18 protein-coding genes and 1 pseudogene are annotated in these 21,826 nt (G+C 44.4%); 15 read left to right on the forward strand and 4 right to left on the reverse strand.

The genetic code is table 11. The features are described 5' to 3' along the window. Positions 1 to 12: 12 nt before the first annotated feature. The 8 genes from T3H97_RS09305 to T3H97_RS09340 all read left to right on the forward strand — a co-directional run bounded on the left by T3H97_RS09305 (position 13) and on the right by T3H97_RS09340 (position 7,837). Positions 13 to 984, forward strand: coding sequence for a glycoside hydrolase family 43 protein (locus tag T3H97_RS09305; protein WP_103047970.1), 972 nt, complete (start codon positions 13 to 15; stop codon positions 982 to 984). A gap of 389 nt (positions 985 to 1,373) precedes the next feature. Then, on the forward strand, positions 1,374 to 1,541 hold the full coding sequence (locus T3H97_RS09310; protein WP_328802346.1) for an NAD-dependent epimerase/dehydratase family protein: 168 nt from the start codon (positions 1,374 to 1,376) through the stop codon (positions 1,539 to 1,541). A gap of 247 nt (positions 1,542 to 1,788) precedes the next feature. After that, entirely contained in the window at positions 1,789 to 3,897 is a 2,109-nt protein-coding gene (locus T3H97_RS09315) for a class I SAM-dependent methyltransferase (protein WP_328802347.1), read from the forward strand. Positions 3,898 to 3,986: 89 nt separating this feature from the next. Beyond that, on the forward strand, positions 3,987 to 4,526 hold the full coding sequence (locus tag T3H97_RS09320; RefSeq protein WP_328802348.1) for a GrpB family protein: 540 nt from the start codon (positions 3,987 to 3,989) through the stop codon (positions 4,524 to 4,526). Positions 4,527 to 4,550: 24 nt separating this feature from the next. After that, positions 4,551 to 5,204: a hypothetical protein gene (locus T3H97_RS09325; protein WP_328802349.1), complete on the forward strand. Its 654-nt coding sequence runs from the start codon at positions 4,551 to 4,553 to the stop codon at positions 5,202 to 5,204. A gap of 122 nt (positions 5,205 to 5,326) precedes the next feature. After that, a complete protein-coding gene (locus tag T3H97_RS09330) occupies positions 5,327 to 5,722 on the forward strand; it encodes a VOC family protein (protein WP_328802350.1) in 396 nt (131 codons plus the stop codon). Between the two features lie 231 nt (positions 5,723 to 5,953). Next, the gene (locus T3H97_RS09335) at positions 5,954 to 6,427 is read left to right on the forward strand and encodes a MarR family transcriptional regulator (protein WP_328802351.1); all 474 of its coding nucleotides are present in this window, start codon (positions 5,954 to 5,956) and stop codon (positions 6,425 to 6,427) included. Positions 6,428 to 6,583: 156 nt separating this feature from the next. Beyond that, positions 6,584 to 7,837: an MFS transporter gene (locus T3H97_RS09340; RefSeq protein WP_328802352.1), complete on the forward strand. Its 1,254-nt coding sequence runs from the start codon at positions 6,584 to 6,586 to the stop codon at positions 7,835 to 7,837. 185 nt (positions 7,838 to 8,022) lie between these two features. Here T3H97_RS09340 and nrdF read toward each other — a convergent pair whose 3' ends face one another. The 3 genes from nrdF to nrdI all read right to left on the reverse strand — a co-directional run bounded on the left by nrdF (position 8,023) and on the right by nrdI (position 11,634). After that, entirely contained in the window at positions 8,023 to 8,988 is a 966-nt protein-coding gene (nrdF, locus tag T3H97_RS09345) for a class 1b ribonucleoside-diphosphate reductase subunit beta (RefSeq protein WP_029516760.1), read from the reverse strand. A gap of 215 nt (positions 8,989 to 9,203) precedes the next feature. Continuing rightward, positions 9,204 to 11,288, reverse strand: a complete 2,085-nt coding sequence (gene nrdE / locus T3H97_RS09350; protein WP_328802353.1) for a class 1b ribonucleoside-diphosphate reductase subunit alpha — start codon at positions 11,286 to 11,288, stop codon at positions 9,204 to 9,206. Beyond that, positions 11,275 to 11,634: a class Ib ribonucleoside-diphosphate reductase assembly flavoprotein NrdI gene (gene nrdI, locus T3H97_RS09355; RefSeq protein WP_016819181.1), complete on the reverse strand. Its 360-nt coding sequence runs from the start codon at positions 11,632 to 11,634 to the stop codon at positions 11,275 to 11,277. Before nrdI ends, nrdE begins: the two co-directional genes overlap by 14 nt. A gap of 404 nt (positions 11,635 to 12,038) precedes the next feature. On the opposite strand from nrdI, the gene T3H97_RS09360 reads away from it, so the two are divergent. From T3H97_RS09360 to T3H97_RS09370, 3 genes are read left to right on the forward strand one after another with little or no spacing between them, the layout of a single operon-like run. Continuing rightward, the gene (locus T3H97_RS09360) at positions 12,039 to 12,401 is read left to right on the forward strand and encodes a DUF2500 domain-containing protein (RefSeq protein ID WP_328802354.1); all 363 of its coding nucleotides are present in this window, start codon (positions 12,039 to 12,041) and stop codon (positions 12,399 to 12,401) included. A 60-nt stretch (positions 12,402 to 12,461) separates the two neighbouring features. Continuing rightward, positions 12,462 to 13,022, forward strand: coding sequence for a GNAT family N-acetyltransferase (locus T3H97_RS09365; protein WP_328802355.1), 561 nt, complete (start codon positions 12,462 to 12,464; stop codon positions 13,020 to 13,022). A gap of 2 nt (positions 13,023 to 13,024) precedes the next feature. Then, positions 13,025 to 14,248, forward strand: coding sequence for an MFS transporter (locus tag T3H97_RS09370; RefSeq protein WP_328802356.1), 1,224 nt, complete (start codon positions 13,025 to 13,027; stop codon positions 14,246 to 14,248). Between the two features lie 73 nt (positions 14,249 to 14,321). On the opposite strand, the gene T3H97_RS09375 is transcribed toward T3H97_RS09370, so the two are convergent. After that, positions 14,322 to 16,013 (reverse strand): ABC transporter substrate-binding protein, encoded by a 1,692-nt coding sequence (locus T3H97_RS09375; RefSeq protein ID WP_328802357.1) that lies wholly within the window; start codon positions 16,011 to 16,013, stop codon positions 14,322 to 14,324. Positions 16,014 to 16,293: 280 nt separating this feature from the next. Here T3H97_RS09375 and T3H97_RS09380 point away from each other — a divergent pair, with 280 nt between their 5' ends. The 4 genes and pseudogenes from T3H97_RS09380 to T3H97_RS09395 all read left to right on the forward strand — a co-directional run bounded on the left by T3H97_RS09380 (position 16,294) and on the right by T3H97_RS09395 (position 21,778). Then, complete coding sequence (locus T3H97_RS09380; RefSeq protein ID WP_103047962.1) at positions 16,294 to 17,361, forward strand: LacI family DNA-binding transcriptional regulator; 1,068 nt, start codon at positions 16,294 to 16,296, stop codon at positions 17,359 to 17,361. A gap of 206 nt (positions 17,362 to 17,567) precedes the next feature. Next, positions 17,568 to 20,120: a beta-mannosidase gene (locus T3H97_RS09385; RefSeq protein WP_328802358.1), complete on the forward strand. Its 2,553-nt coding sequence runs from the start codon at positions 17,568 to 17,570 to the stop codon at positions 20,118 to 20,120. A 142-nt stretch (positions 20,121 to 20,262) separates the two neighbouring features. Continuing rightward, positions 20,263 to 20,786, forward strand: a pseudogene (locus T3H97_RS09390) (sugar phosphate isomerase/epimerase); the annotation flags it as partial. 251 nt (positions 20,787 to 21,037) lie between these two features. Then, a complete protein-coding gene (locus tag T3H97_RS09395) occupies positions 21,038 to 21,778 on the forward strand; it encodes a DUF1361 domain-containing protein (protein ID WP_328802359.1) in 741 nt (246 codons plus the stop codon). Positions 21,779 to 21,826: the final 48 nt, after the last annotated feature.

The following is a 21,826-nucleotide window of genomic DNA, read 5'->3' on the forward strand; positions in this document are numbered from 1 at the left end:
GAGAGAATAACCATGAATCAATCTGTACCCTTTAATAATCCGGTCATTGAGCAACGGGCAGACCCTTGGATTTACAAGCATAGTGACGGATACTATTATTTCACCGGATCTGTGCCAGAGTATGACCGCATTGAGGTTCGACGAGCAAGTACTATTCAAGGCTTGAGTACAGCAGAGCCTGTCGCAGTGTGGCACAAATATGAAACGGGCCCGTTAAGTGCGAACATTTGGGCACCGGAAATTCATTATATTAACGACAAATGGTACATTTATTTTGCAGCAGCTCGTACAACGGAAACGAAGGAAGGCCTGTTCGACCACCGGATGTTCGTGCTGGAAAATGATTCAGCTAATCCTCTAGAAGGAGAATGGGTGGAAAAAGGACAGATCAAAACCCGTTGGGAGACGTTCGCTCTCGATGCGACAACCTTCCAGCATAATGGAGTTCTGTATTATGTGTGGGCTCAGAAGGACCCTGACATCGTCGGTAATTCCAATCTGTATATTTCTGAAATGAGCAATCCATGGACACTGCGCGGTGAGCAGGTCATGATCTCCACTCCTGAATATGATTGGGAAATCATCGGTTTTAAGGTGAATGAGGGAGCAGCAGTTCTAAAACGGAATGGGCGGATCTTTATCAGTTATTCAGCTAGTGCCACAGACCACAATTATTGCATGGGCCTGTTGACAGCAGATGAGAATGCGGATTTACTTGATCCGAAATCATGGACGAAATCACCTGAGCCGGTATTCTGCACCAATGAGGAAACAGGACAATTCGGGCCAGGCCATAACAGTTTTACGGTTGCTGCTGACGGTAGAGATGTAATCGTATATCACGCCCGGAATTATAAGGAAATTACAGGTGACCCGCTGTATGACCCGAATCGTCATACACGTGTTCAGCCGTTCAACTGGAAGGAAGATGGAACACCTGATTTTGGTATTCCAGTACCAGATGGCGTTTCTGTTGATAAATAAGCGAAATCTATTATAGATGGTTGACGTGTTGCACAGCGGCACTGTAACTTTCCGGAAATTATAGGGAATTATGACTCGGCTGCGTATAACAAGAATAATAAGATATCTTCTGAGCCTTCAGGCTGACAGCGTGTAAAAGAGATTGCACCTAATCCGTGCTTTGAAGAACAGCTCGAACAGGTAGAAATAGATCCAGCGGGTATTTTTTGGACAGGTTAACGAATTGCAGAATGATAAGTTCGGAAGATGGAGGTAGTGGGAGTTGTCCCGTTAAACTGTATATATAGAAGTAAACAGGCTGACCGTAATTCCTTATATGGAAGTTACGGTCATTTGTTTTGTCTGGGTTGGCACTTGAGACAAGACGAGTAGAGCGGGAGCTTGGAGCATTGTATCCAAAAGGCAGGTCCCGAATTGCACTGACAGGTGCCAGTGGTTATATCGGGCATAATCTGCTGCATAGGCTGACTGAGCATGCGGATGTCATTGCATTATCCCAAGGAAGACCAGCAGGCTTGAGTTCCTGCAAATTCCCGGTACAAATATTTGCGTCGTAGCCATTCATGATTATGTGCCATCGCTGCCTTGGTTTATTTATAAATATACACAGGCCAAAGTGCATTTGGGGGTTATGTATGCGTTTGGAAAGTATGTCAAGCGGTTGATTGATACAAATGTTTAATATTTTCCACGAGATGGAAGCTGCAAATGTATGGTAAAGTGTAGTATATACAAGGTTTAGTCCAAATGTCTTATCCAAAGTCTCCTGTGCATACCGAATCCGAATCACACGAGGTGAGAAAAATGCTGCAATCGTTAAAAGCCATTGCTAATTACAGGAAAGAAAATGATCTGGCCTGGGATACACCGACTTGGTTAAAGCTGCTTGTTTCGGCTGAGGAGCGTATTGTAAATTTGGAACGCATTCGATCTATAGGTGAGTTAAAGGATGCCAATCCTGTACTGGATTACGTGGAGCGTACGTTGCTTATTTTGGACGGACTTCCATTGTCATTCTGGGTTAAAGAGCTACTGGAGGATGTTTTGGTATGGTCTGAGACAGCCAAAGGAGGCACAGTCCGCGAACGGCTACGCTGGCAGCATGAGGGCATTAATTTATTTGTACATAATATCGGCTCCTCCCAACTGTATGTCAGACAGGCCCAAGCGGAGTCCCCTGCTTACCCGCGCAATAGCATGACCCGAATTCTGATTGAGACGCATGGATTGATCGGGCAATATATACGGGGAGAAATTCCTTTCGCGGAGAATCGACTGCTGCTTGAAATTACTCGTAAGGGCTGGCTGAGCCCTGAGGAACTGGAGCTTGTTTTACGGGCTCTGAACGAATGTATTATCGCCGGGGTAGAACCTGCATTATGGGACCAAGTACGTAGTGAAGTGGAGCAGTTGATCGGCTGGATTGCATGGGATAACGCACCTGTAGTCTGGAGTGTAAAGGAGCGACTGGAGAGATTACGGTCGGTTTCGATTCATGAAGGGGAGCCGTTCGAACAGGCTTACGCAGAACTAGAGCGGGAGTTGAATGTAGAGAAGGCGCTGGCTCCGTTAGAGAATCGGACACTTTGGTATGTAGAATCAGCTTTGCAGGATTTTTCACTTCAAGAACTGGTAAAGGTATTCTTACTCACATTGAGGGATGGCACGGGGCAGGAACAGCCTGCAACCGTTCGCCATATCAGTTTCGAATCGCTCATGAATACGATGTATTATGACTATCGCGGTGTCAAGAAAATTAACGTATATAAAAAACGAATGATAGAAAAATATTTAAGTGCACTGTCTTGGCAGGACATCTCACAAGGAAAACGGAAGCATAATCCTCACTTGAGTGTGATTGTGGAGCATAAAGAGGAGCTGCCGAGCACTGTATTTTTTAATTTTGTATTTTCATCTGCGGCTGAGAAACTAATCGATTTTTGTATTGAAGCAGAAAAAACGCCTCTGTATGACAAAGCAGTCCTGCTGCTGTTCGATCTGTTCGGATTACGGCGTGATGCTTATGATCGCTTTCACAATGAGGAAACGTATCTTACAGATATGAACCAGACCGTAGATTACAAAAGGGTCATTTTGGATTATGTGACTGGAACCCGCATACTGGATATTGGACCCGGCGGGGGCGTGCTACTGGATCTGATCGAACAGGAAAGACCAGATGCGAAGCCATTAGGTCTTGATATTTCTGTGAATGTCATTGAGGCACTTAAACGTAAAAAGCAATTGGAGCGCCATCGTTGGGATGTCATCAAAGGAGATGCGCTTCGGTTGGAGGAATATGTGGAAACGGGGAGCATGGACACGGTTATCTTCTCTTCGATTCTTCACGAGCTCTATTCCTACATCGAACGAGATGGAATTCGGTTCAATCCACAAACGGTGGAGGCTGCTTTGCAGAGTGCCTATCGTGTGCTTGCACCCGGCGGGCGCATTATCATTCGTGACGGTATTATGACCGAACCAGTAGAGCAGCGCAGACGTATTCGATTCTTGGAGCCGGATGGAATGGAATGGCTGATGCGGTATGCGCAAGATTTTGCGGGCCGCCACATTGAAATAGAGCGTGTAGGGGAGCATGAGGCTGTTTTGCCAGTAAACGATGCGATGGAATTTCTATATACCTATACATGGGGGGCGGAAGCCTATGTGCATGAAGTGCAGGAGCAGTTTGGTTATTTTACCCCGTCACAGTATGAAGAGTGTATTCGTAACACACTTGGACCTCAAGCGATTATCCGGGTGAGCCGCCACTATTTACAGGAGGGCTACGCCGAGGCGCTGACCAGCCGTGTTGAATTCATGGATGAGCAGGGCCAGCGGGTTCCTTTGCCAGACAGCACCTGTCTGATCGTGATTGAGAAGCCGAATGATAAGGCCGGAGTTGCTGAATGATTTTTAATTTGAACAAGAGAATGCCTTCTGATTTGTGCCAAGCACGATTAGAAGGCATTTTTTAGAAAGCTAGCGGAGGTGTGTTCAGTATGTCCTCACAGGTGGAAATATCCGGGTATGACCCGCAGTGGGCTGAAGAGTATACGCGAGAGCAAGGGAAAATTGTAGAGGCTCTCAGAGATGTATGTGTTGGCATAGAGCATATCGGTAGTACGTCCGTTCCTAATCTGGGAGCCAAGCCTATTATTGATATTATGGTTGGGGTGGAAGAGTTGGCAAGTCTTCAATCCGAACATCGAGAGCGTCTACAAGGGTTTCAATATGAATATGTACATAAGCCTGATTTTCCAGAGAGGGCTTTCTTTCGCCGTGGAGAATGGGGAGCTGGGACTCATCACTTGCATATTTACAAGTATAAAGGTGAGCATTGGGAAAACCATCTATTGTTCAGAGATTACTTAAAAGCGCATCCTGATAGCCTGCGAGCGTATGATACTTTAAAAAAAGATTTGGCGTACCAATTCAAATATGACCGTGCAGCGTATACCGAAGCCAAAGGACCATTCATTCGGCAGGTGGTTGAGCGGGCGAAGCTTGAAAGATATAGGCAGGGACAGATGAATTCTTAGTACACATAGACACAAGGTGGAGGAATGATGAAGAATATGATGCTTGATACACAGGTAACGCCGAATGGCTTAAAAGACAGAATGCTGCTGCTGTCAGCGCTGGACATTATATTGTCTCCAGAAGATTGGTTACGCACGTATCGTATGCAGTCTGAATGGTCTAGTGATGTGTGCCTAGGTGAGGTGAACAACGGCGCTGGAGATACGATTCATATGCTATGGACGCGTGGAGGTGTGCTGTTGAAGGGTTTTGACCACGAATCCCCTGTAAGTCCTCATGCGAGAGACGAATATGAGGTCTGGCCGGGCATGTACGACGGTGTGCCTGATGATATGATGGAGCTTTTGGAAGACGAAGCGCTGGAGAAGGAAGACGTTACCTTTTGTATGTGGAGGGAAGCGGGAGATAAGGAATGGCGTATCGGCAACACGAACTTTCCTGAGGGATATGACGATGGCTCATCCTTTTTGCTAGGGAAAATTATAGTTACACCGGAGGAATATCGGGATTGGGCTGAAAGTTACTATGAGTTGCCGATTTCTCTAGGAGTGGTAAGCCAGATTTTCAACGGCGTTCCGATCACTGCACAGATGATCTCTGCGCTTCATCCACAGCGTAACGTTACGGAAGCGATAAAGGAGCTAAAGCAACTTGGTGTTCAAGTGCATGAAAGCTAAGAATACAGATTTGTTTTTCTTGACAAGTTTTGTATATAATACAGGAGAAATGGCTAGGTTAATCACCTCAAATTAAAGGAGCTGTGTTGAAGATGTCCAAACGTTTGATTCCTTAAATCACGATGGATGGAAATGCAAAAGAAGCAATCGAATTTTATAAAGAGGCATTGGATGCTCAACTGCTTTTTATTCAAACCTTTGGGGAAATGCCGGAAAACCCCGATTTTCCCATTCCCGCAGAGGTCAAGGAACGTGTGGGACATGCTACCCTTAAAGTGGGTGAGACAGAGCTCATGTTTTCTGATACCTTTCCCGGATCACCGTTTAGCAATGGGAATCAGGTGAGCATCTGTATTACAACCGATAGTGTGGAGCAAGCTCAAAAAATGTTTGATGCTCTACAGCAAGGAGGACAGGTGGGAATGCCTTTGCAGGAAACCCATTTTAGTCCAGCTTATGGTAATGTAACAGACAAGTTTGGTGTCACCTTTCAAATGTTCACAGAAGCTCGGTCTTAAAAGATGGAAAACGGCTCGATTCCGCTACTTTAGCGATCTGGCCGTTTTTTTGCGTGTATGTCCTCATCTGAAGAATAAATATACATACAGCATGGGGAGTGATATCTTTTTTACCCTGCTTGCCGTTTAGTAGATTAGGTTTATTTACTGCATGCTTAGACGCTTGTTGAAATAGAAACAAAAATATATTATATTATGTTGTTAATGCACCAACGGGTGGGAGGACAGGCCATGAACAAAGAAGAACAGGTCATAATGGGTTTCAGGGACTTATATAACAAGATGGTTTGGCTTAATAAGGATAAGATGGAAAACAGTCTTAAGGGTTATAAGTCTTCTGAAGTACATTGCATCGAATACATTGAAAGAAATATAGATTCCAACGTGACAAAACTTGCGGAGTCCCTTTATATGACTACCGGTGCCATAAGTAAAATAACTAAGAAGCTTATAAAAAAAGGCATTATCGAAAGCTACCAGAAGCCGGATAACAAGAAAGAAATCTATTTTAGGCTTACTGAGGAAGGGAAAGTAATCTATAAAATCCATGAGAAACTGCACAAAGAGTTTCAAGAGCGGGATAAAGTCGTATTTGAGCAGGTAACCGAAGAACAATTTGACAGTATGATTAGCTTCTTGGAAAAGTATAGTAGGCATTTGGATGCAGAAATAAAGAAACAGGGTATAGATATTAAGACGGAATAAATTTGAATAATGAAAATCAAACCATAGGCAGCCGGGCTCTATTGAGAACGGGCTGCATTTTTTTTGCTATTATTTTGTTGCCAAGGAAGCAAAAATGTGATACGATGTTTTTGCTTCCGAGGAAGTAAAAACTAAACCTTTAAGGGGAGAAATTAAGTGTTCAAATGTAGATCACACAATGAACAGAATACAGAACAAACCGTAGATAAACACGCTTTAATATTCGGCCTTATCTCTGTATTTCTTTGCGGAATAGGCTTCAGTATCATAACACCTGTCGTCCCATTTTTAGTGCAGCCTTATACAAGCAGTCCGGGAGAACAAGCTATAGTTGTTACGCTGCTGACCTCTGTTTATGCATTCTGCGTGTTTTTTGCGGCTCCCGTACTTGGAGCTTTGAGCGACAAATATGGCCGTCGTCCATTGCTCTTAGTATGCCTTTTGGGTTCCGCAATTGGGTACTTGGTTTTTGGCATAGGAGGAGCTCTATGGGTACTATTTGCTGGGCGCATCATAGAAGGTATAACAGGCGGGAGCATAAGCACGATCTTCGCATATTTTGCAGACATCATTCCTCCAGAACAGAGAACCAAATACTTTGGATGGATGAGTGCGGTTGTAGGTGTAGGCACTGTCATTGGCCCAACTGTAGGCGGATTACTCGCCAAGTTTGATTATTCTGTACCCATGTATTTTGGAGCAATCATAACTTTAGTGAATGTTATATATGGATTCTTTTTTATGCCTGAGAGCCTTGACAAGAAACATAGACTGAAAGAAATTACTTTTGTAAGACTTAATCCATTCATACAGCTTGCAAACCTGCTTTCCATGAAAAACTTAAACAGGCTGCTTATCTCAGCGTTCTTACTTTGGATACCCAACGGATCTTTACAGGCCGTTTTTTCACAATTTACAATGGATACTTTTAATTGGAAGCCTGCACTAATCGGACTTATGTTCTCAATTATGGGTGTACAAGACATTATCACACAAGGTTTCATCATGCCAAAGCTTTTGAGAAAACTTAGTGATAAACAGATAGCCATTCTTGGAATGGTTTCGGAGATTATAGGCTACAGTCTTATTGCAGCATCGGCTTTGTTCTCATTCTATCCTCTTTTTATCGCTGGAATGTTTATATTTGGTTTTGGTGATTCGATCTTTGGGTCTTCATTCAATGGGATGCTCTCCAAGTCTGTTGATTCTAGTGAACAAGGAAGGATTCAAGGAGGTAGTCAATCTATTCAGGCTTTAGCAAGAATGCTGGGGCCTATCATTGGAGGTCAAATCTATGTATTACTTGGTCATGCCGCACCCGCTATTATGGGTATAATCCTTATAGCAGCGGCAATACCAGTTTTATATAAGCGAACGCAAGTAAATGAGGATTTTGCAAAAATCCCATAAGCGGCTTCCAATGAACAAGATATAGATCGAAATGGTTTAGTTCGTCTATATCTTGTTCATTGGAATCGAATTTTTGCAAAATCCTAAAATATGTAAACTATCTACTTTGTTTACAGTCTGAGCCATCCACATGCGGATGGCTCTTCATAGTATCACCTTGCTAAATTAATTTCGCGTATTTGTACTTATACGCCAAAATTAAAATCATCATCTGTCAGCGGCTCTACATTCATCGCCCGCACATAGCCGTTTCCTTTTTTAGAAAAGAAATCATGCTGCTTAGTGTGAGTGCTGATGCCGTTAAATACAATGGGATTAACTTCCTCTTCTTCAAACAGTGGATCAAAGCCCAAGTTCATCATGGCCTTATTGGCGTTGTATCGCAAAAAGACTTTCACATCGTCTACGAGTCCAATAGGAGTGTAAATTTGCTCGGTGTATTGTTCCTCGTTATTGTGCAAGTAGCGCAACAAGCCTACCAGCGTCTGGTAAAGATCACGTTGTTCTTCCTCATCCAATTCTGCATAAATCTCCTGTGCCAGTACACCTACGTACACACCGTGAATACTTTCGTCCCGCAGGATCAAATCGATAATTTCTCCACTGCATGTCAACTTGCCTTGGCCCGCCAGATAAAGAGGGTAGAAGAAGCCGCTATAAAATAAATAGCTTTCTAACAGCACCGACGCTGCCATCGCAAGATACAGGTCTTTCGGTGTGTGGATATTCATATAATACTGACGAATGGTTTCTGCCTTGGTTTGGAGATGTGGATTTTCTTCCACCCAGCGGAATACACCGTCAATTTCTTCCGTGGAAGCTAGCGTTGTAAAGATGCTACTGTACGACTTGGCATGAATTTGCTCCATCATCGCCATAAAGCTTAGTACGGCTTTGCGTTGCAGTCCGTCCACATGCTCCATAATTTGCGGCATACCCACGCCGCCTTGAATGGTATCCAGTAGCGTCAATCCGCCCAGCACCTTCATGTAGGCTTCTTTTTCGATATCACTGAGGGTTACCCAGGACATTTTATCGTCAGACAACGGGATTTCATCATCCGTCCAAAATTGCATAATGTTCTGGTTCCAGAACATCAGTGTGAAATCATCGTCCGAGCGATTCCAGTTTACAGCTTGTATACCTGTCATTGTTAGCATTCTCCCTTCAGCTTGCGAGATTCCCTGGAAACACACATTGAAATAGTGCAGGCGAATCATCGTATGCTTGACATACGGAAGCTGTATCCGCGAGGGTCTGTCCAGTCCCGTAAAGGTCTGAACCACACGCTGGATACAGCTTTTAATGCAAAGCATCTATATCTATTCAAAATCTTTTTATACTACAGCTTGTTACCATGTATGCTTTAGATGGAGCAGGTGAGGCACTCTTCCACAGACAGCTTTTTGGTGCGTGTGTAGTATAACGATTTAAGTCCTTTGTGTGCAGCGTACAGATAGCAGCGTGCTAACTGACGCGTAGTCACGTCACTGTTCACATGAAGCACGGTCGAAATTCCTTGGTCTACGTGCGGCTGGATTTCTGCAATTAGATCAAGAACTTTGAACTGGTCCATTTGATAAGCAGATTTATAGAAGAACACGTTATCCTTTTGCAAATAAGGCATTGGATAGTAGGTCGTCGAATTGGCATAGGTACGGGTTTCAATCTGCTCAACAATCGGCATGACGCTGGATGTTGCATTTTGAATGTACGAAATGCTAGCAGTCGGCGCAATCGCCATCCGATAGGCATGGTACAGACCATTTTTCATCACATCTGCTTTTAATTTGTCCCAGTCCGCTAAAGTCGGAACATAGATGTCTTTGAACAACTCTTGTACACGTGCAGTTGTCGGACGATAATCTGTGTTCAGGTATCGGTCAAAATATACGCCTGTCGCATAATCCGATCCCTCAAATCCATAAAAGCTTTGTCCAGCTGCTTTCGCGATTTCCATACTTTTTTCGATGGAATGATAGTTCATCGTCATGAAGAAGGTACGGACAAAGTCCTTCGCTTCATTGCTTTCATACGCAATTTTGTTCTTGGCAAGATAGCCGTGCAGATTCATAACACCTAGACCGACGGAGTGCATTTCACGATTCGCTTTCGCAACACCTGGTGCATTAGCTACTTGGGTCATATCGCTGACCGAGGTGAGAGCAATCATACCCTCATGAACGGATTCGCGGATTTTGCCATGTTCCATTACATTTACAATGTTCAAAGAAGCCAGATTACAGCTCACGTCCCGGCGGATGGTATCCTGTTGGCCGTAATCTGTAATTTCGGAAGTTTCTTGCAACTGGAAGATTTCCGTGCATAGGTTCGACATCTTGACTTGACCCACATTTTTAAGAGCATGTGCCTGGTTCGCGTTACTTTTGTTCATGATATATGGATAACCAGACTCCAACTGAATCATGGCAATTTTCGTCAGCATGTCACGTGCGCTCATCGCTATTTTTTTCTTCACCCGATCATCGGCGAGCAGCGTGTCGTACATTTCATCCAAATCCATGTCGTCCAGATGCGTTCCATAGGCTTTGAACACACTGTAAGGAGCAAATACATGTAGCGGTTCATTATCTTGAGCCAGCTTGTAAAAGCGGTTTGGCACCAGCAATCCAATAGAAAGTGTCTTGAGACGTACTCTTTCGTCAGCATTGATCTTTTTGCTATCCAGGAACTCAAGCACGTCCCATCCGAAAATGTTGTAATAGGCTGCCCCAGAGCCTTTACGTTGCCCCATTTGATCCGCATAGGAAAAGCCGTCTTCCATCAGCTTCAGTACAGGCATAATGCCTTTTGCTGCGCCTTCTACGCCTTTAATCGCTTCGCCGCGTGCCCGCAGTTTCGACAGGTTGACCGCAACACCGCCGCCGATTTTGGACAACTGCATGCAAGTGTTTAGCACATAGTTGATTGAGTTCAGGGAGTCGTCCATTTCGAGCAGGAAGCAGGATACCAATTCCCCACGGCGGCTTTTGCCTGCATTCAGGAAGGTTGGTGTTGCTGGTTGGAGGCGTTGCTCCATCATCGAGCGGGACAACAGGCGTGCTGTATCGGCGTTACCGCGTCCCAAATGCAGGGCAACCGCAGCAACCCGGTCAGGGTAATGTTCCAGGTAGACTTTACGGTCGTTACTCTTCATTGCATAGTCGGTATAAAACTTGGATGCTGCCATATAGGAAGGAAATTTAAAATTGTAGCTATGAGTGATATGGAAAATATCATTAATTTCGTCAGCCGTGTAGCTGTTATAGAAATTCTCGTAATAATCATTCTCAATCATATACAGCACTTGAGCGGCTGTGTCAGCAAACTTCAAGCTCCGTTCCTGGACTTCTTTCATAAATTCTGCTACAGCCTCTTGGTCCTTTTCCAATTGGAAAAAGCCGTCTGTATCGCGTTTCATCAACATGTTGTTCAATTCAATATGCCGCAACTCGGCTCACCTCCTGTTTAAAACGCTCTACATCTCCGAACGTTCCAGATAATTCAAATTTACTAATCACGGGGACATTATAGTGGTCGGCAATCAAATCCGCACTTTTGGCAAATTTCTCACCCCAGTTACGGTTGCCGCTTGCAGCTACACCAACAAGGTTTTGTGCATTTTTTTTCAAAAAGGAAGATACCCTCTCAGGTATCTGCCCAAACCCGGTTGTATATGTAATAAGTACGTAAGGTTCTTCTATGGTCATTTGTTCCTCGATCTGAACCGCTGGAAGCTTGAGCTTGTTTATAAATCTTTTTACATTGCCGGTCTTGGAATCATATGCAATCAGCATGGTATTCAACCTCCTTAAACAATTAATGAAAAAAGAAAACGCATTGCCTGGGATCTATTATAGATGGAATCCCTTGCTGGCTGCGCCATTTAAGATTTTGACTCTATATTTACATGTATTTTCATACCTGTATCTTCAAGATATCGGGCATAAATACGTTTTTTACACTATATTTAGAGTACATTCTCTATTTTATATCTATATATAGTTTTGTCAATCGGTCTAGAGGGGATCAGAGGACCCAGATCGGGTATAAGTCCAAGCGGGGTGCGGAAAAGAGCGAAAGAACTTTTTTTCGTAAGTATGTTAAAAAAGTATTGGAGTTTTTGAGGGTGGAGATGTACGATTTGTCAATGGGCAATAGAATGGAAAATTTACATTTTACTGTAGAAAGGATGAAGCAGATGGGAAGTGATTTTATGGAATTTCAATCGTTTAATATGATCTTTTTCATCGTATTTGGACTGATCGCTTTTGTAATGATTATGGGAATTGTCAAAACGATCGGAGCGGGCCTGTCCAATCAAGCAGCCGAACAGGTACAACGTTCATGTAAGGTTGTGGATAAACGGACAAGGGTGCGTGGGGGATCAGGCGATTTTTCAGCTTCGACCTATTATTATATCACCTTTGAGTTTGACGGGGGTGAGCGTATGGAGCTGGAGGTGAAGGATACGGTCTTCGGTATGATTGTGATCGGGGATCGTGGTGAGCTTCATTATAAAGGTACGCGTTTTCTGGAGTTTGTAAGAGTAATGGAAGCATAAAGGTGTTGGCGGGGAGTTAGTGTTGCCAAAAACAAATACATAATTGGAGGGAAGATTACGATGCCGCATATCATTGGAAAACGAATTGTATTGAGAGAATACCGTCAAGAAGATGTACCAGCTATCCGAAAATGGGTCAATGACCCGGAAATCACACGTGGTTTAAGCGACGTGTTTGTCTATCCGCATTCACAGACTAATAGTGAGTCTTTTGTACAAATGATGATTGACGGCAACTCCGAGATCAAAGGTTTTGTCATTGCGCATAAAGACACACTGAACTATATCGGACAACTGGATTTATTTAAAATCAACTGGGTGAATCGGCACGCCACCTTTGGTATTGTGATCGGGCGTGACGGTGACCTGGGCAAAGGTTATGGACGGGAAGCGATCCGACTGTTACAAAAATTTGCATTTCATTCACTGAACCTGCATCGGCTGGAGCTGGAGGTCTATGCGTTCAATGAACGTGCACACCGTTGCTATCTGTCTTGTGGCTTCAAGGAGGAAGGACGGCTTCGGGAGAAGCTATTCAGAGAAGGGCAATACTATGACATTATTCAGATGGGGATTTTGCGAAGTGAATATGAGGCTGCAGAGCAAGCGGCGGAATCCTGAGAGTGCAACCTCATAAACTATTTTACTCCGTCAGCTTTCTTCAATTTTTTATGAGTGAAATCACTGGGACTACGCTCATCCTTTTTCTATTAGCTAAAGGACTTTCTTTGCAGAGTGCAAACTTCTTACTAGTTGTATTCTTTGTAAGTATTTTTTTGTTTGAGATACCCACAGGGGCGATTGCAGATAAGTATGGAAGAAAAATTTCTGTTATTTTGGGACTTTGTTGTTTTCTAGTCTATAGTGTGTTGTTCGTTTGGACAGATCATATCGGGGTGCTTGTGTTTGCGCAAGTCTTTGGGGGTCTGGCTATATGTTTACAGTCAGGTTCGTTGGAATCATGGGTTGTGGAAAATAGTGATAAGCCCATGGAAGTTCTTTTTACAACCTCTAACAGTATACAGTACATTTCGGGATTTATTTGTGGTCTGTTGGGGGCCTTCCTCGCAACTTTTAACTATTCACTTCCATGGGCGGCTAGCATTTTATCTATTATTGTATGCATTTTTCTATGCTCCTTTTATATGGATGAGGAGAATGTGGCTCGTCGAAAGACGTCTACTACTCGCATTAAAACGATTATCGGAGAAAGCGTCCGTATCGGTTTTGAAAATAAGTCTATCTGGATTGTGTTTATGATTGGTTTATTTATCAGCTTTTCGAACTCGGCGGGGAATACATTTCAACAGCCACGTCTGGTTGGCCTTTCCGAACAAGGAATTTGGATTATGGGATTTATCAAGGCAGGGTATTCACTATGTATGACTTTGGGAAGTTACCTGGTTCGAAAGCTAGGCGCACGATACAGTGATGTACATATACTCATGTATGCTTGCGGCATGATAGGGGTATGGCTCATTTTAGCTGGTGCGTTCAACACATTTTATCCTGTATTGCTTACCTTTTTGATCTATGAAATTGGACGCGGCATGTACCCGGTTGCCAAACAAATTTTTCTGAACAAAAGAATCTCTAATGAGTATCGTTCTACACTACTATCTCTGGATTCTGCGATTTCACAATTAGGCATGTGCGTAGGTTTAATCATGACAGGAATCATCAGTCGTAATTTTACGGATTTGTCTTCCGATCAAACACCTATTCAAATATCTTGGGTGATGTGTGGAGGGATTGCGTTGATTCCAATCATTTTATTGTTTTACGTCAATCGTGTTTCAGGGAAAAGTAATTCTTGGAAAGAAAAAGAAACTAAACAGAATGTTTAATGTAAAAGTTAATATAGAAGGGCTGAACAGCATTGTCTGTCAGCCCGATCCTATTTTATTAAAAAAGCAAACCCTATTTTTCGCCGTACCACAGCTTCAGCCGATTTTGGATTAGGCCAGTATAGATTTCTTCAGCCTTTGGTACACCTGCCTGATCCAGCTCTTGGAGCATGCGGTCATACACAGCGTCGAACTGATCTGGTTTGGCGAGTACGGCCTCAGGAATCCGTTTGCGTACAATGTCCTGCGACTTTTGATAAATAACATTGTAATTCGTATTGGTCGGAACAGGCATGTTGTAGGCAGCACCCCACTCTTTTACCGGAAAATCCTTTTCGTTCGGGAACAGGTCTTTCCACGTCTGGGCTTTGTATGCCTGAAGGGACTCTTTTTCGGCTTGACTATAATTTTTGGTAATCATTTCTGGATAATTGGTTGTGTAATAGTTGCCAGAAGGGTCCTTCACGCTATCGCCATAATGTGGCCCCCATATCCAGTACAAACCGATTCCTGACTCTCTGCTAAAAGAAGCGTTATCAGTGTTTTTACGTTGTTGCACATCCGCCGGAATGACTCGTTTGCCGTTCTCTACGTTGTAATGCTGGCCCTCAATTCCCCAATTGCGTAAAATTTGTCCTTCGTCGGAGGCCAGAAAATCCAGAAACTTGATAGCTCGCACCGGATTTTCGCATGAGGTTGTAATTCCGATCCCCGATGCAGTATCGAAGCCAATAGGCTGGAGAGAATGATCCTCGTATTTCTCATTTAAAGTGACTGGAAAATGGGCGTAAGTGAATTCATCCTTACCTGCTGCCTTGAGCGCATTTTCAGCATCTTGATAGTTCCATTCCTGATCAATGAGTCCGATGACACGGCCTGCGGCGATTTTGGACTTGTACTGATCACTTTTTTGCACAAATGTATCCTTATCCAACAGTCCTTCATTGTACATATGGTTCAACCAACGGAAATATTCACGTTCCTCTGGGCGCTTGTAGTGAAGAATGGCTTTGTGTGTTTTAGGATCAATATAATATTCGCCATCGTCGGGTCCACCAGTAGCAGTAACAGCCGGGTTTGTCACCGTAATTTGAATTTTCCAGTCTTCGGCATCGAGTGATAGGGGGATGGTAGGCTGGCCATTGGTGGTAGGATATTTGGCGACATAATCTTTAAGTGCTTTTTCAAAATCTTGAACGGTGCGGATTTTAGGGTATCCAAGCTTCTTAAGTGCCTGATGCTGGATTTCGAAGCCAGCTTGTGCATCAAACGCGATGTGATCCACACCCAAATTGGTCGGGATCGTGTAAATGGCTGGATCTTCACTACTATATTTAATACGATTAAAATAGTCTCCATACACTTTCTTAATGTTAGGGCCGTATTTATCAATGAGATCTGTTAAGTCAATGAGTGCTCCGGCATCGACCAACTTGCCAATGTCTGATTTGGGGTACACGAGATCTGGATACTCCCCGCTCGCTGCCATTAAAGCAAACTTTTCCTCGCCTCGACCATTGACAGCATGTTCGGCATTTAGCGTAACGCCCGTTTTCTTGATAATTTCCTGCCCGACAGCATCCTTCATGTTGTTCCAGTTAGAGCTGGAATCACCGCCAAAGAAAGTAAGTGTAATGGGACTGGTGTCATTAGGATCTTCCTTTTCTGCCTTACCGCCTGTTCCATTCGCGCAGCCCGTTGTAACGAGCAGCAGCAAAGACAGGAGTAGAATGGAGCTCTGTCGTACCGACCTGTTCATGAACATTTGCAAATCCCCCTTAATAAGTATGATTTACACAATGTAAGTGCTTTCAATAGTAAATTGTAGGAAATAGAGAACCTCTCGTCAAGTTATTTATAATTGCTTGTTATGCGGTTTGTTTTTTTATTAAGCAAACATATTTTGGTGGAGGGTGTGGATTTGTACAAATCTATCATTTGATGATCTAAAACAAAGTATGCTACGATGGTACCAGTTTAGAGGTACACCCGTGTATTAGAAAGGTTAAGATAGAAAAAGACTCCGAATAGGGTTGGGTGAGAAGATGCGTGGAAAAGTAACATTGCAAGAAATTGCGGATGCGGCGGGCGTTTCAAAGTTCGCTGTTTCGCGTGCACTATCAGGCAAACCCGGTGTAAGTGAAGAGACAAGGGCGGTTCTGGTCAAGCTTGCCGCCCAGATGGGCTATTTTCGCAGTCACCCCAAAATGACAGGGGTAGAGCCTCGGGACACAGATACCAGAGAATGGTCAGGTACTGTGCTAGTGTTATTTCCGAATATTAGGTATCAGAACAGGGAATCTAGATACTGGGGGCCAGTATTTGAAGGGATTTCCGAGCGTCTGAACCGTAAGGGTATGGATATGATCACGTTAACGGAGCCCTCGACTGAAGACATGTTTTCTTTACTGAATCCAGAGTCGATTAAAGGGATTATCACAGTAGGGACGATTTCAACTTCGTTGTTGCTAAACATTTATCGGATGGGTATTCCGGTCGTCATGGTAGATCATTGGGATTCTGCATTTTTAAGTGATACGGTGTTTACAGATAATCGCACATGCATGAGTGAATTAATGAAGGACTTGCTGTGCAGGGGCTATACCCGCTTTCAGTTTGTGGGTCATATTGATGACGCTCACAGTTTCTACGAACGCTGGGAAGCATGTCGTTCCACACTGGAAATGAGCGGAGTAGAATTGCGGCAGATTAAAGCTCTTCTTCACAGGGGAGCGCAAGCGCTTGCTGAGGAAATGGAAAAGTTGTCCGAGGACGAACTGCCTGAGGTTTTTGTATGTGCTAATGATGTGACTGCTGCGCAAGTCGTGGATGTGCTGAAAGAAAAGGGGATTGACGTTCCGAGGCGTTGCGGAGTGACCGGGTTTGACGATACGAATGAACAAATGCCGATTTATGCCACGGTGAGAGTGGATAAGGAATTGCTGGGAATGCGTGCAGTGGACCAGTTGTTATGGCGCATAACGAACCCGAACTCGCCTGTCGAGAAAAAGTTGCTACATGCTGAGCTATTCGTACGGGAAGTTCATGCACCCCGGATCAGTCGTGAAAATGATGACCGTGAGCGTCCCATTAACACAATCACATATAGTTAATGTCCAGATGCGTGTTATGACACCATACACCGTGAAGACGAAGGAGGTCGCTTTTAGCCTGTTTAGGGGCAGAGGGCGACTTTTATTTTGTATTTTGTCATTTGTTCTAAAAAACAATTGACTACTTTGTTAGCTTAATGTTATTTTTGTTATGTTACTGAAGAATCCAGATGTTCCCAATCATGCTTATAGGGAGGCTTGTGACGATGGTTAATGTGATAGGATTGGATGGCTGGAGGTTTAGGGAAGCACAAAGTGATGAGTGGCTTAGCGCGAAAGTGCCGGGTTGTGTGCATACTGATCTTTTACGACATGGCAAAATTCCTGATCCGTTTATTGGTGTGAACGAGATGGAGGTACAGTGGATTGATAAACAGGATTGGATATATGAAGCCCCTTTTGAGATAAATGCAGATCAGCTTCAATGTCAATGTGTAGAGTTGGTGTTGGAAGGTTTGGACACATACGCTGATGTAAAAGTGAATGGTCAATCTGTCTTGTCAGTCAATAATATGTTTCGGGTATGGAGACAGGATGTGAAGGCATTTGTTCAGCAAGGGGAAAATCGGCTAGAAATCAGTTTTCGTTCTCCGATCACTGAAGATGTACCCAAGCTTGAAAGCTTGGGTTATGGACTCCCTGCACCCAATGATCAGTCTGAGATCGGTGGTTTGTCCGACAAAAAGGTAAGCGTTTTCGCACGTAAGGCTCCCTACCACTATGGTTGGGACTGGGGACCGAGGCTGGTGACGAGCGGTATCTGGAGAGAGGTCCGGATCGAGGCCTGGTCCGGTCTGATCGTGAGAGACTTGTTTATTCGACAGGACGAGGTGAATTCGGTAGGGGCTAAACTCATGGCAGTGGTAGAGATCGAAAATGCAGATGAGATTAGAGATGCCGAGTTGCGTATTTCCGCTGACGGGAAGGTGTGGTCCAAGCCGGTTCGGCTGCTGAAGGGGAAGCAGACGGTGGAGCTGGAGCTGGAGATGAAGAAGCCCAAGTTGTGGTGGTGCCGTGGACTGGGGGAGCCTCATTTATATACGTTTGTGGCCGAATTGGTGGAACAAGAACAAGGAGCTGTAATCGCGGGAAAATCAGTAAAAACGGGACTGCGTTCCATCCGTCTTATACGTGAACGGGATGCAGCAGGAGAGAGCTTTTATTTTGAGCTGAACGGAATTCCTGTGTTTGCAAAAGGGGCTAACCACATTCCGAATGACAGCTTCATCACTGAAGTTACGATGGAACGATATCGGTATGAAATTGCCAGTGCAGCCGCCTCGAATATGAATATGCTGCGGGTGTGGGGCGGCGGTATTTATGAACAAGACATATTTTATGAGCTTTGTGATGAATACGGTTTGCTCGTGTGGCAAGATTTTATGTTCGCCTGCAGTATGTACCCGGGGGATGAGGATTTTATGGACAATGTGGCACAGGAAGCCGAGGACAATATTAAGCGGCTGCGTCATCATCCCTGCATTGCCTTATGGTGCGGCAACAATGAGATCGATTCTGCATGGGCGCATTATGAAGAGAATGGAGGCTGGGGCTGGAAAAAGGACTACACACCTGAGCAACGGGAACGCCTATGGAATGATTATGAAACACTCTTTCATCGGATTCTACCGGAGGCGGTACACACCTGGTCTGCGCAGACAGCCTATTGGCCCTCCTCCCCGCTGATAGACCTGACGAGAGATCGGAACCAGCATGCCCATCGGTCTTCAACTGCAGGTGATATTCATTATTGGGGTGTATGGCACGCGTCTGAGCCGTTTGAGAATTATCATGTACATGTGGGCCGTTTTATGAGTGAATATGGTTTTCAGTCCTTTCCTGAATACAAGTCCGTTCGTACTTATGCGGAAGAGAAGGATTTGGAGCTGGAATCTGCGGTGATGCTGGCACATCAGAAGAACGATGCGGGCAATCGTCTGATTAAAGAATATATGGAGCGGTACATGCGAGAGCCAAAGGATTTTACATGTTTTCTTCACATGAGCCAAATTTTACAGGCAGAAGCAATGAAAGTAGCCATAGAGACGCATCGTCGTCACAAGCCCTATTGCATGGGGACATTATACTGGCAAATGAATGACTGCTGGCCCGTTGCCTCCTGGTCGAGTATGGACTATTTTGGTCGTTGGAAGGCGCTCCAATATACGGCTAAGCGCAGCTTTGCCGATGTGCTGTTGAGTGCAACCGATACAGAACAGGGGAATAAGGTCTTGCATCTGGTCAACGATACACTAGAGCCGATATCAGGTACGCTGCGGCTGACTCTTTTGCATATCCGTAGCAGCCAGGCTATTCATGAAGAGGACGTTAAGGTAAAGCAACCAGCGGGCGGTGCAGGAATTGCACATATACTGCCTATCGACAAATGGCTGAGTGGCCTGAACCGTGCGGAGCATATGCTGGTCGCGCGTCTAACGCAGAATGGTGAACAGATGACCTCTGGTGAAATTTACTTTGCAGACACGAAAGAGATGGATTTACCGCAGGCAAAAATTGAAGTGACAGAGATTCAGGGAAGTGGGGGCAGCAGATTCATGCTGTGTTCGGATGTACTTGCTAGACACGTGTGGCTATCGGCAGAGCAGGAAGGTATTTTCAGCGACAACCATCTGGATCTGGCTCCCGGTATTCCAAAAACAGTGGAATTCTCGGCCTTGCGCAACGGTTCATCAGCATTTGTGGTAGCTGCGCCGGGTACATTGACAGTACATTCATTGGTCAATTGGATACAAGGTTAGACAACAGTAAAAGCTTATCCGTCTTTAAGTAGATGATGGATAGGCTTTTTTTGTAATATAAATTTATTTTTATGATATGTAGAGCGTCTTCATAATGTTAATATACATAACAAAAGAAGGCTTGGGAGTTAAGTGGTAACAGATCATTTGTAAGAAATCTGTCTATTTAGCAACTAACTGTTGGAATATAAAAAAGCATACGGTTGGTCGAGAACTTGTAAAGGAAATCCGTCAGTTGGGCTTTAGCAGGGTGGAGCTGAACTATAACATTACCCGGGAAATGCTAACGACGATTGAGCCTATGATTGAGCGGGGAGAAATCGGCATATCGAGTGTGCATAATACATTTCCTCATACACCAGATCCGGATTAGGGCACGAATTCCGTTCTGCTCGGGTTTGACGTTGAAACCAAGCGACAACGTGCGATAGAGCTGCTGGTGCAATCTGTGGAATATGCGCATCGGTACGGAGCAAAAGCGGTAATTGTGCATCCCGTAGAGGTTCCATTTCCATACGATATCAGTGAGGAACTGGAGGGTTTTTCCATGAGCAGTGCAGGGATTCTGCTGCTTATCAAACGTTGTGAGCCCAAATGCTGGAGCGTCGGAATTCACTGAGTGACCGGAGGTTGCCATACGCCAAATCACCGTTAGCGATATTATGCTAATTCATGCTGCCCGAATATTAAAACTACCGGAGCTACGCCTTTACCTGTGAGTGAAGTCTAAAACACAGTATGCATCTATTTTTCGGGGATGAGGTCAATTCCCAAAGAATAGATGTTTTTTAATGTTCATTTATTCAGAGGTGGAGCGCTTCCATTGAGCTTGAAGCCATTGTGGTGTACACTGTCCAGAACAGGTGTAAATTGGAACGTCAGGAAGGCAGGACGGTTACAAGGAGGGAAAGACGCATATGTATGCCCGTTTAAGATCGTTAAATTATCCAGTAAAACTTTATGTTTTTTTAACACTGGCCTTATGCTCCGTAATCAGTACATTGTGGATCATTAACGTGCGACTGCCCTCAGGGGGCCGCCCTTATCTTTTTATTTGGTGGAATATGATGCTGGCCTGGATTCCTATGCTGTTGACGCTACTGCTTGATGTAATGTACAGCTCGTGGAGGCGGGGAACGAGGACATTTTTACTCTGGGTTACGGGGGCGGCATGGCTTTTCTTTTATCCCAATACACCCTATTTGATCACAGATTTGCTGCATGTATTCGCCAGATATCCATTTCTCGGGGAGCAACGTTTCTGGGGAAATCCGTACTTTTGGAATCATGTACTGGGAATGCTGCTGGTAGCCCTACTTGGCCTGACAATGGGTTTTGTATCGCTTGAATCCGTACGACAATTGGTACAGCGTGCACGGGGTGGGCTTGTTAGTTGGCTGTTTACGCTGGCGGTACTCTTGTTGAGCAGCCTGGGTATTTACATTGGCCGTTTCTTTCGAGGGAACACATGGGATATTGTTTCTGCGCCCTCTCAACTGTATGCACAGGTATCTTCCATATGGGCAGACTCCTTGCAACGTACTCATTTTGTGGAGTTTAGTGTGATGGTATTCGTCATTTTGCTCGTCAGCTATGTATCCACGATGTGCGTAGTCTGGATGGGGAACAGCCGCCAGGACGAATGGCGTCGTTGGTGATTTTGTTGTAACTGAGTGGCTGAATATCATCATAAATATAAAAACAAA

The sequence above is a fragment of the Paenibacillus sp. LX16 genome (assembly GCF_036252815.1).
GTDB lineage: Bacteria > Bacillota > Bacilli > Paenibacillales > Paenibacillaceae > Paenibacillus > Paenibacillus polymyxa_B.

Coding starts and splice junctions, on each gene's coding strand:
- nrdI (WP_016819181.1), bottom strand. CDS start 11,634: ATGCTGATTGCATATGATTCCAAGACCGGCAATGTAAAAAGATTTATA.
- T3H97_RS09365 (WP_328802355.1), top strand. CDS start 12,462: ATGCCGCATATCATTGGAAAACGAATTGTATTGAGAGAATACCGTCAA.
- T3H97_RS09395 (WP_328802359.1), top strand. CDS start 21,038: ATGTATGCCCGTTTAAGATCGTTAAATTATCCAGTAAAACTTTATGTT.
- T3H97_RS09385 (WP_328802358.1), top strand. CDS start 17,568: ATGGTTAATGTGATAGGATTGGATGGCTGGAGGTTTAGGGAAGCACAA.
- T3H97_RS09375 (WP_328802357.1), bottom strand. CDS start 16,013: ATGTTCATGAACAGGTCGGTACGACAGAGCTCCATTCTACTCCTGTCT.
- T3H97_RS09320 (WP_328802348.1), top strand. CDS start 3,987: ATGTCCTCACAGGTGGAAATATCCGGGTATGACCCGCAGTGGGCTGAA.
- nrdF (WP_029516760.1), bottom strand. CDS start 8,988: ATGACAGGTATACAAGCTGTAAACTGGAATCGCTCGGACGATGATTTC.
- T3H97_RS09305 (WP_103047970.1), top strand. CDS start 13: ATGAATCAATCTGTACCCTTTAATAATCCGGTCATTGAGCAACGGGCA.
- T3H97_RS09335 (WP_328802351.1), top strand. CDS start 5,954: ATGAACAAAGAAGAACAGGTCATAATGGGTTTCAGGGACTTATATAAC.
- T3H97_RS09380 (WP_103047962.1), top strand. CDS start 16,294: ATGCGTGGAAAAGTAACATTGCAAGAAATTGCGGATGCGGCGGGCGTT.
- T3H97_RS09315 (WP_328802347.1), top strand. CDS start 1,789: ATGCTGCAATCGTTAAAAGCCATTGCTAATTACAGGAAAGAAAATGAT.
- T3H97_RS09360 (WP_328802354.1), top strand. CDS start 12,039: ATGGGAAGTGATTTTATGGAATTTCAATCGTTTAATATGATCTTTTTC.
- T3H97_RS09325 (WP_328802349.1), top strand. CDS start 4,551: ATGATGAAGAATATGATGCTTGATACACAGGTAACGCCGAATGGCTTA.
- T3H97_RS09330 (WP_328802350.1), top strand. CDS start 5,327: ATGGATGGAAATGCAAAAGAAGCAATCGAATTTTATAAAGAGGCATTG.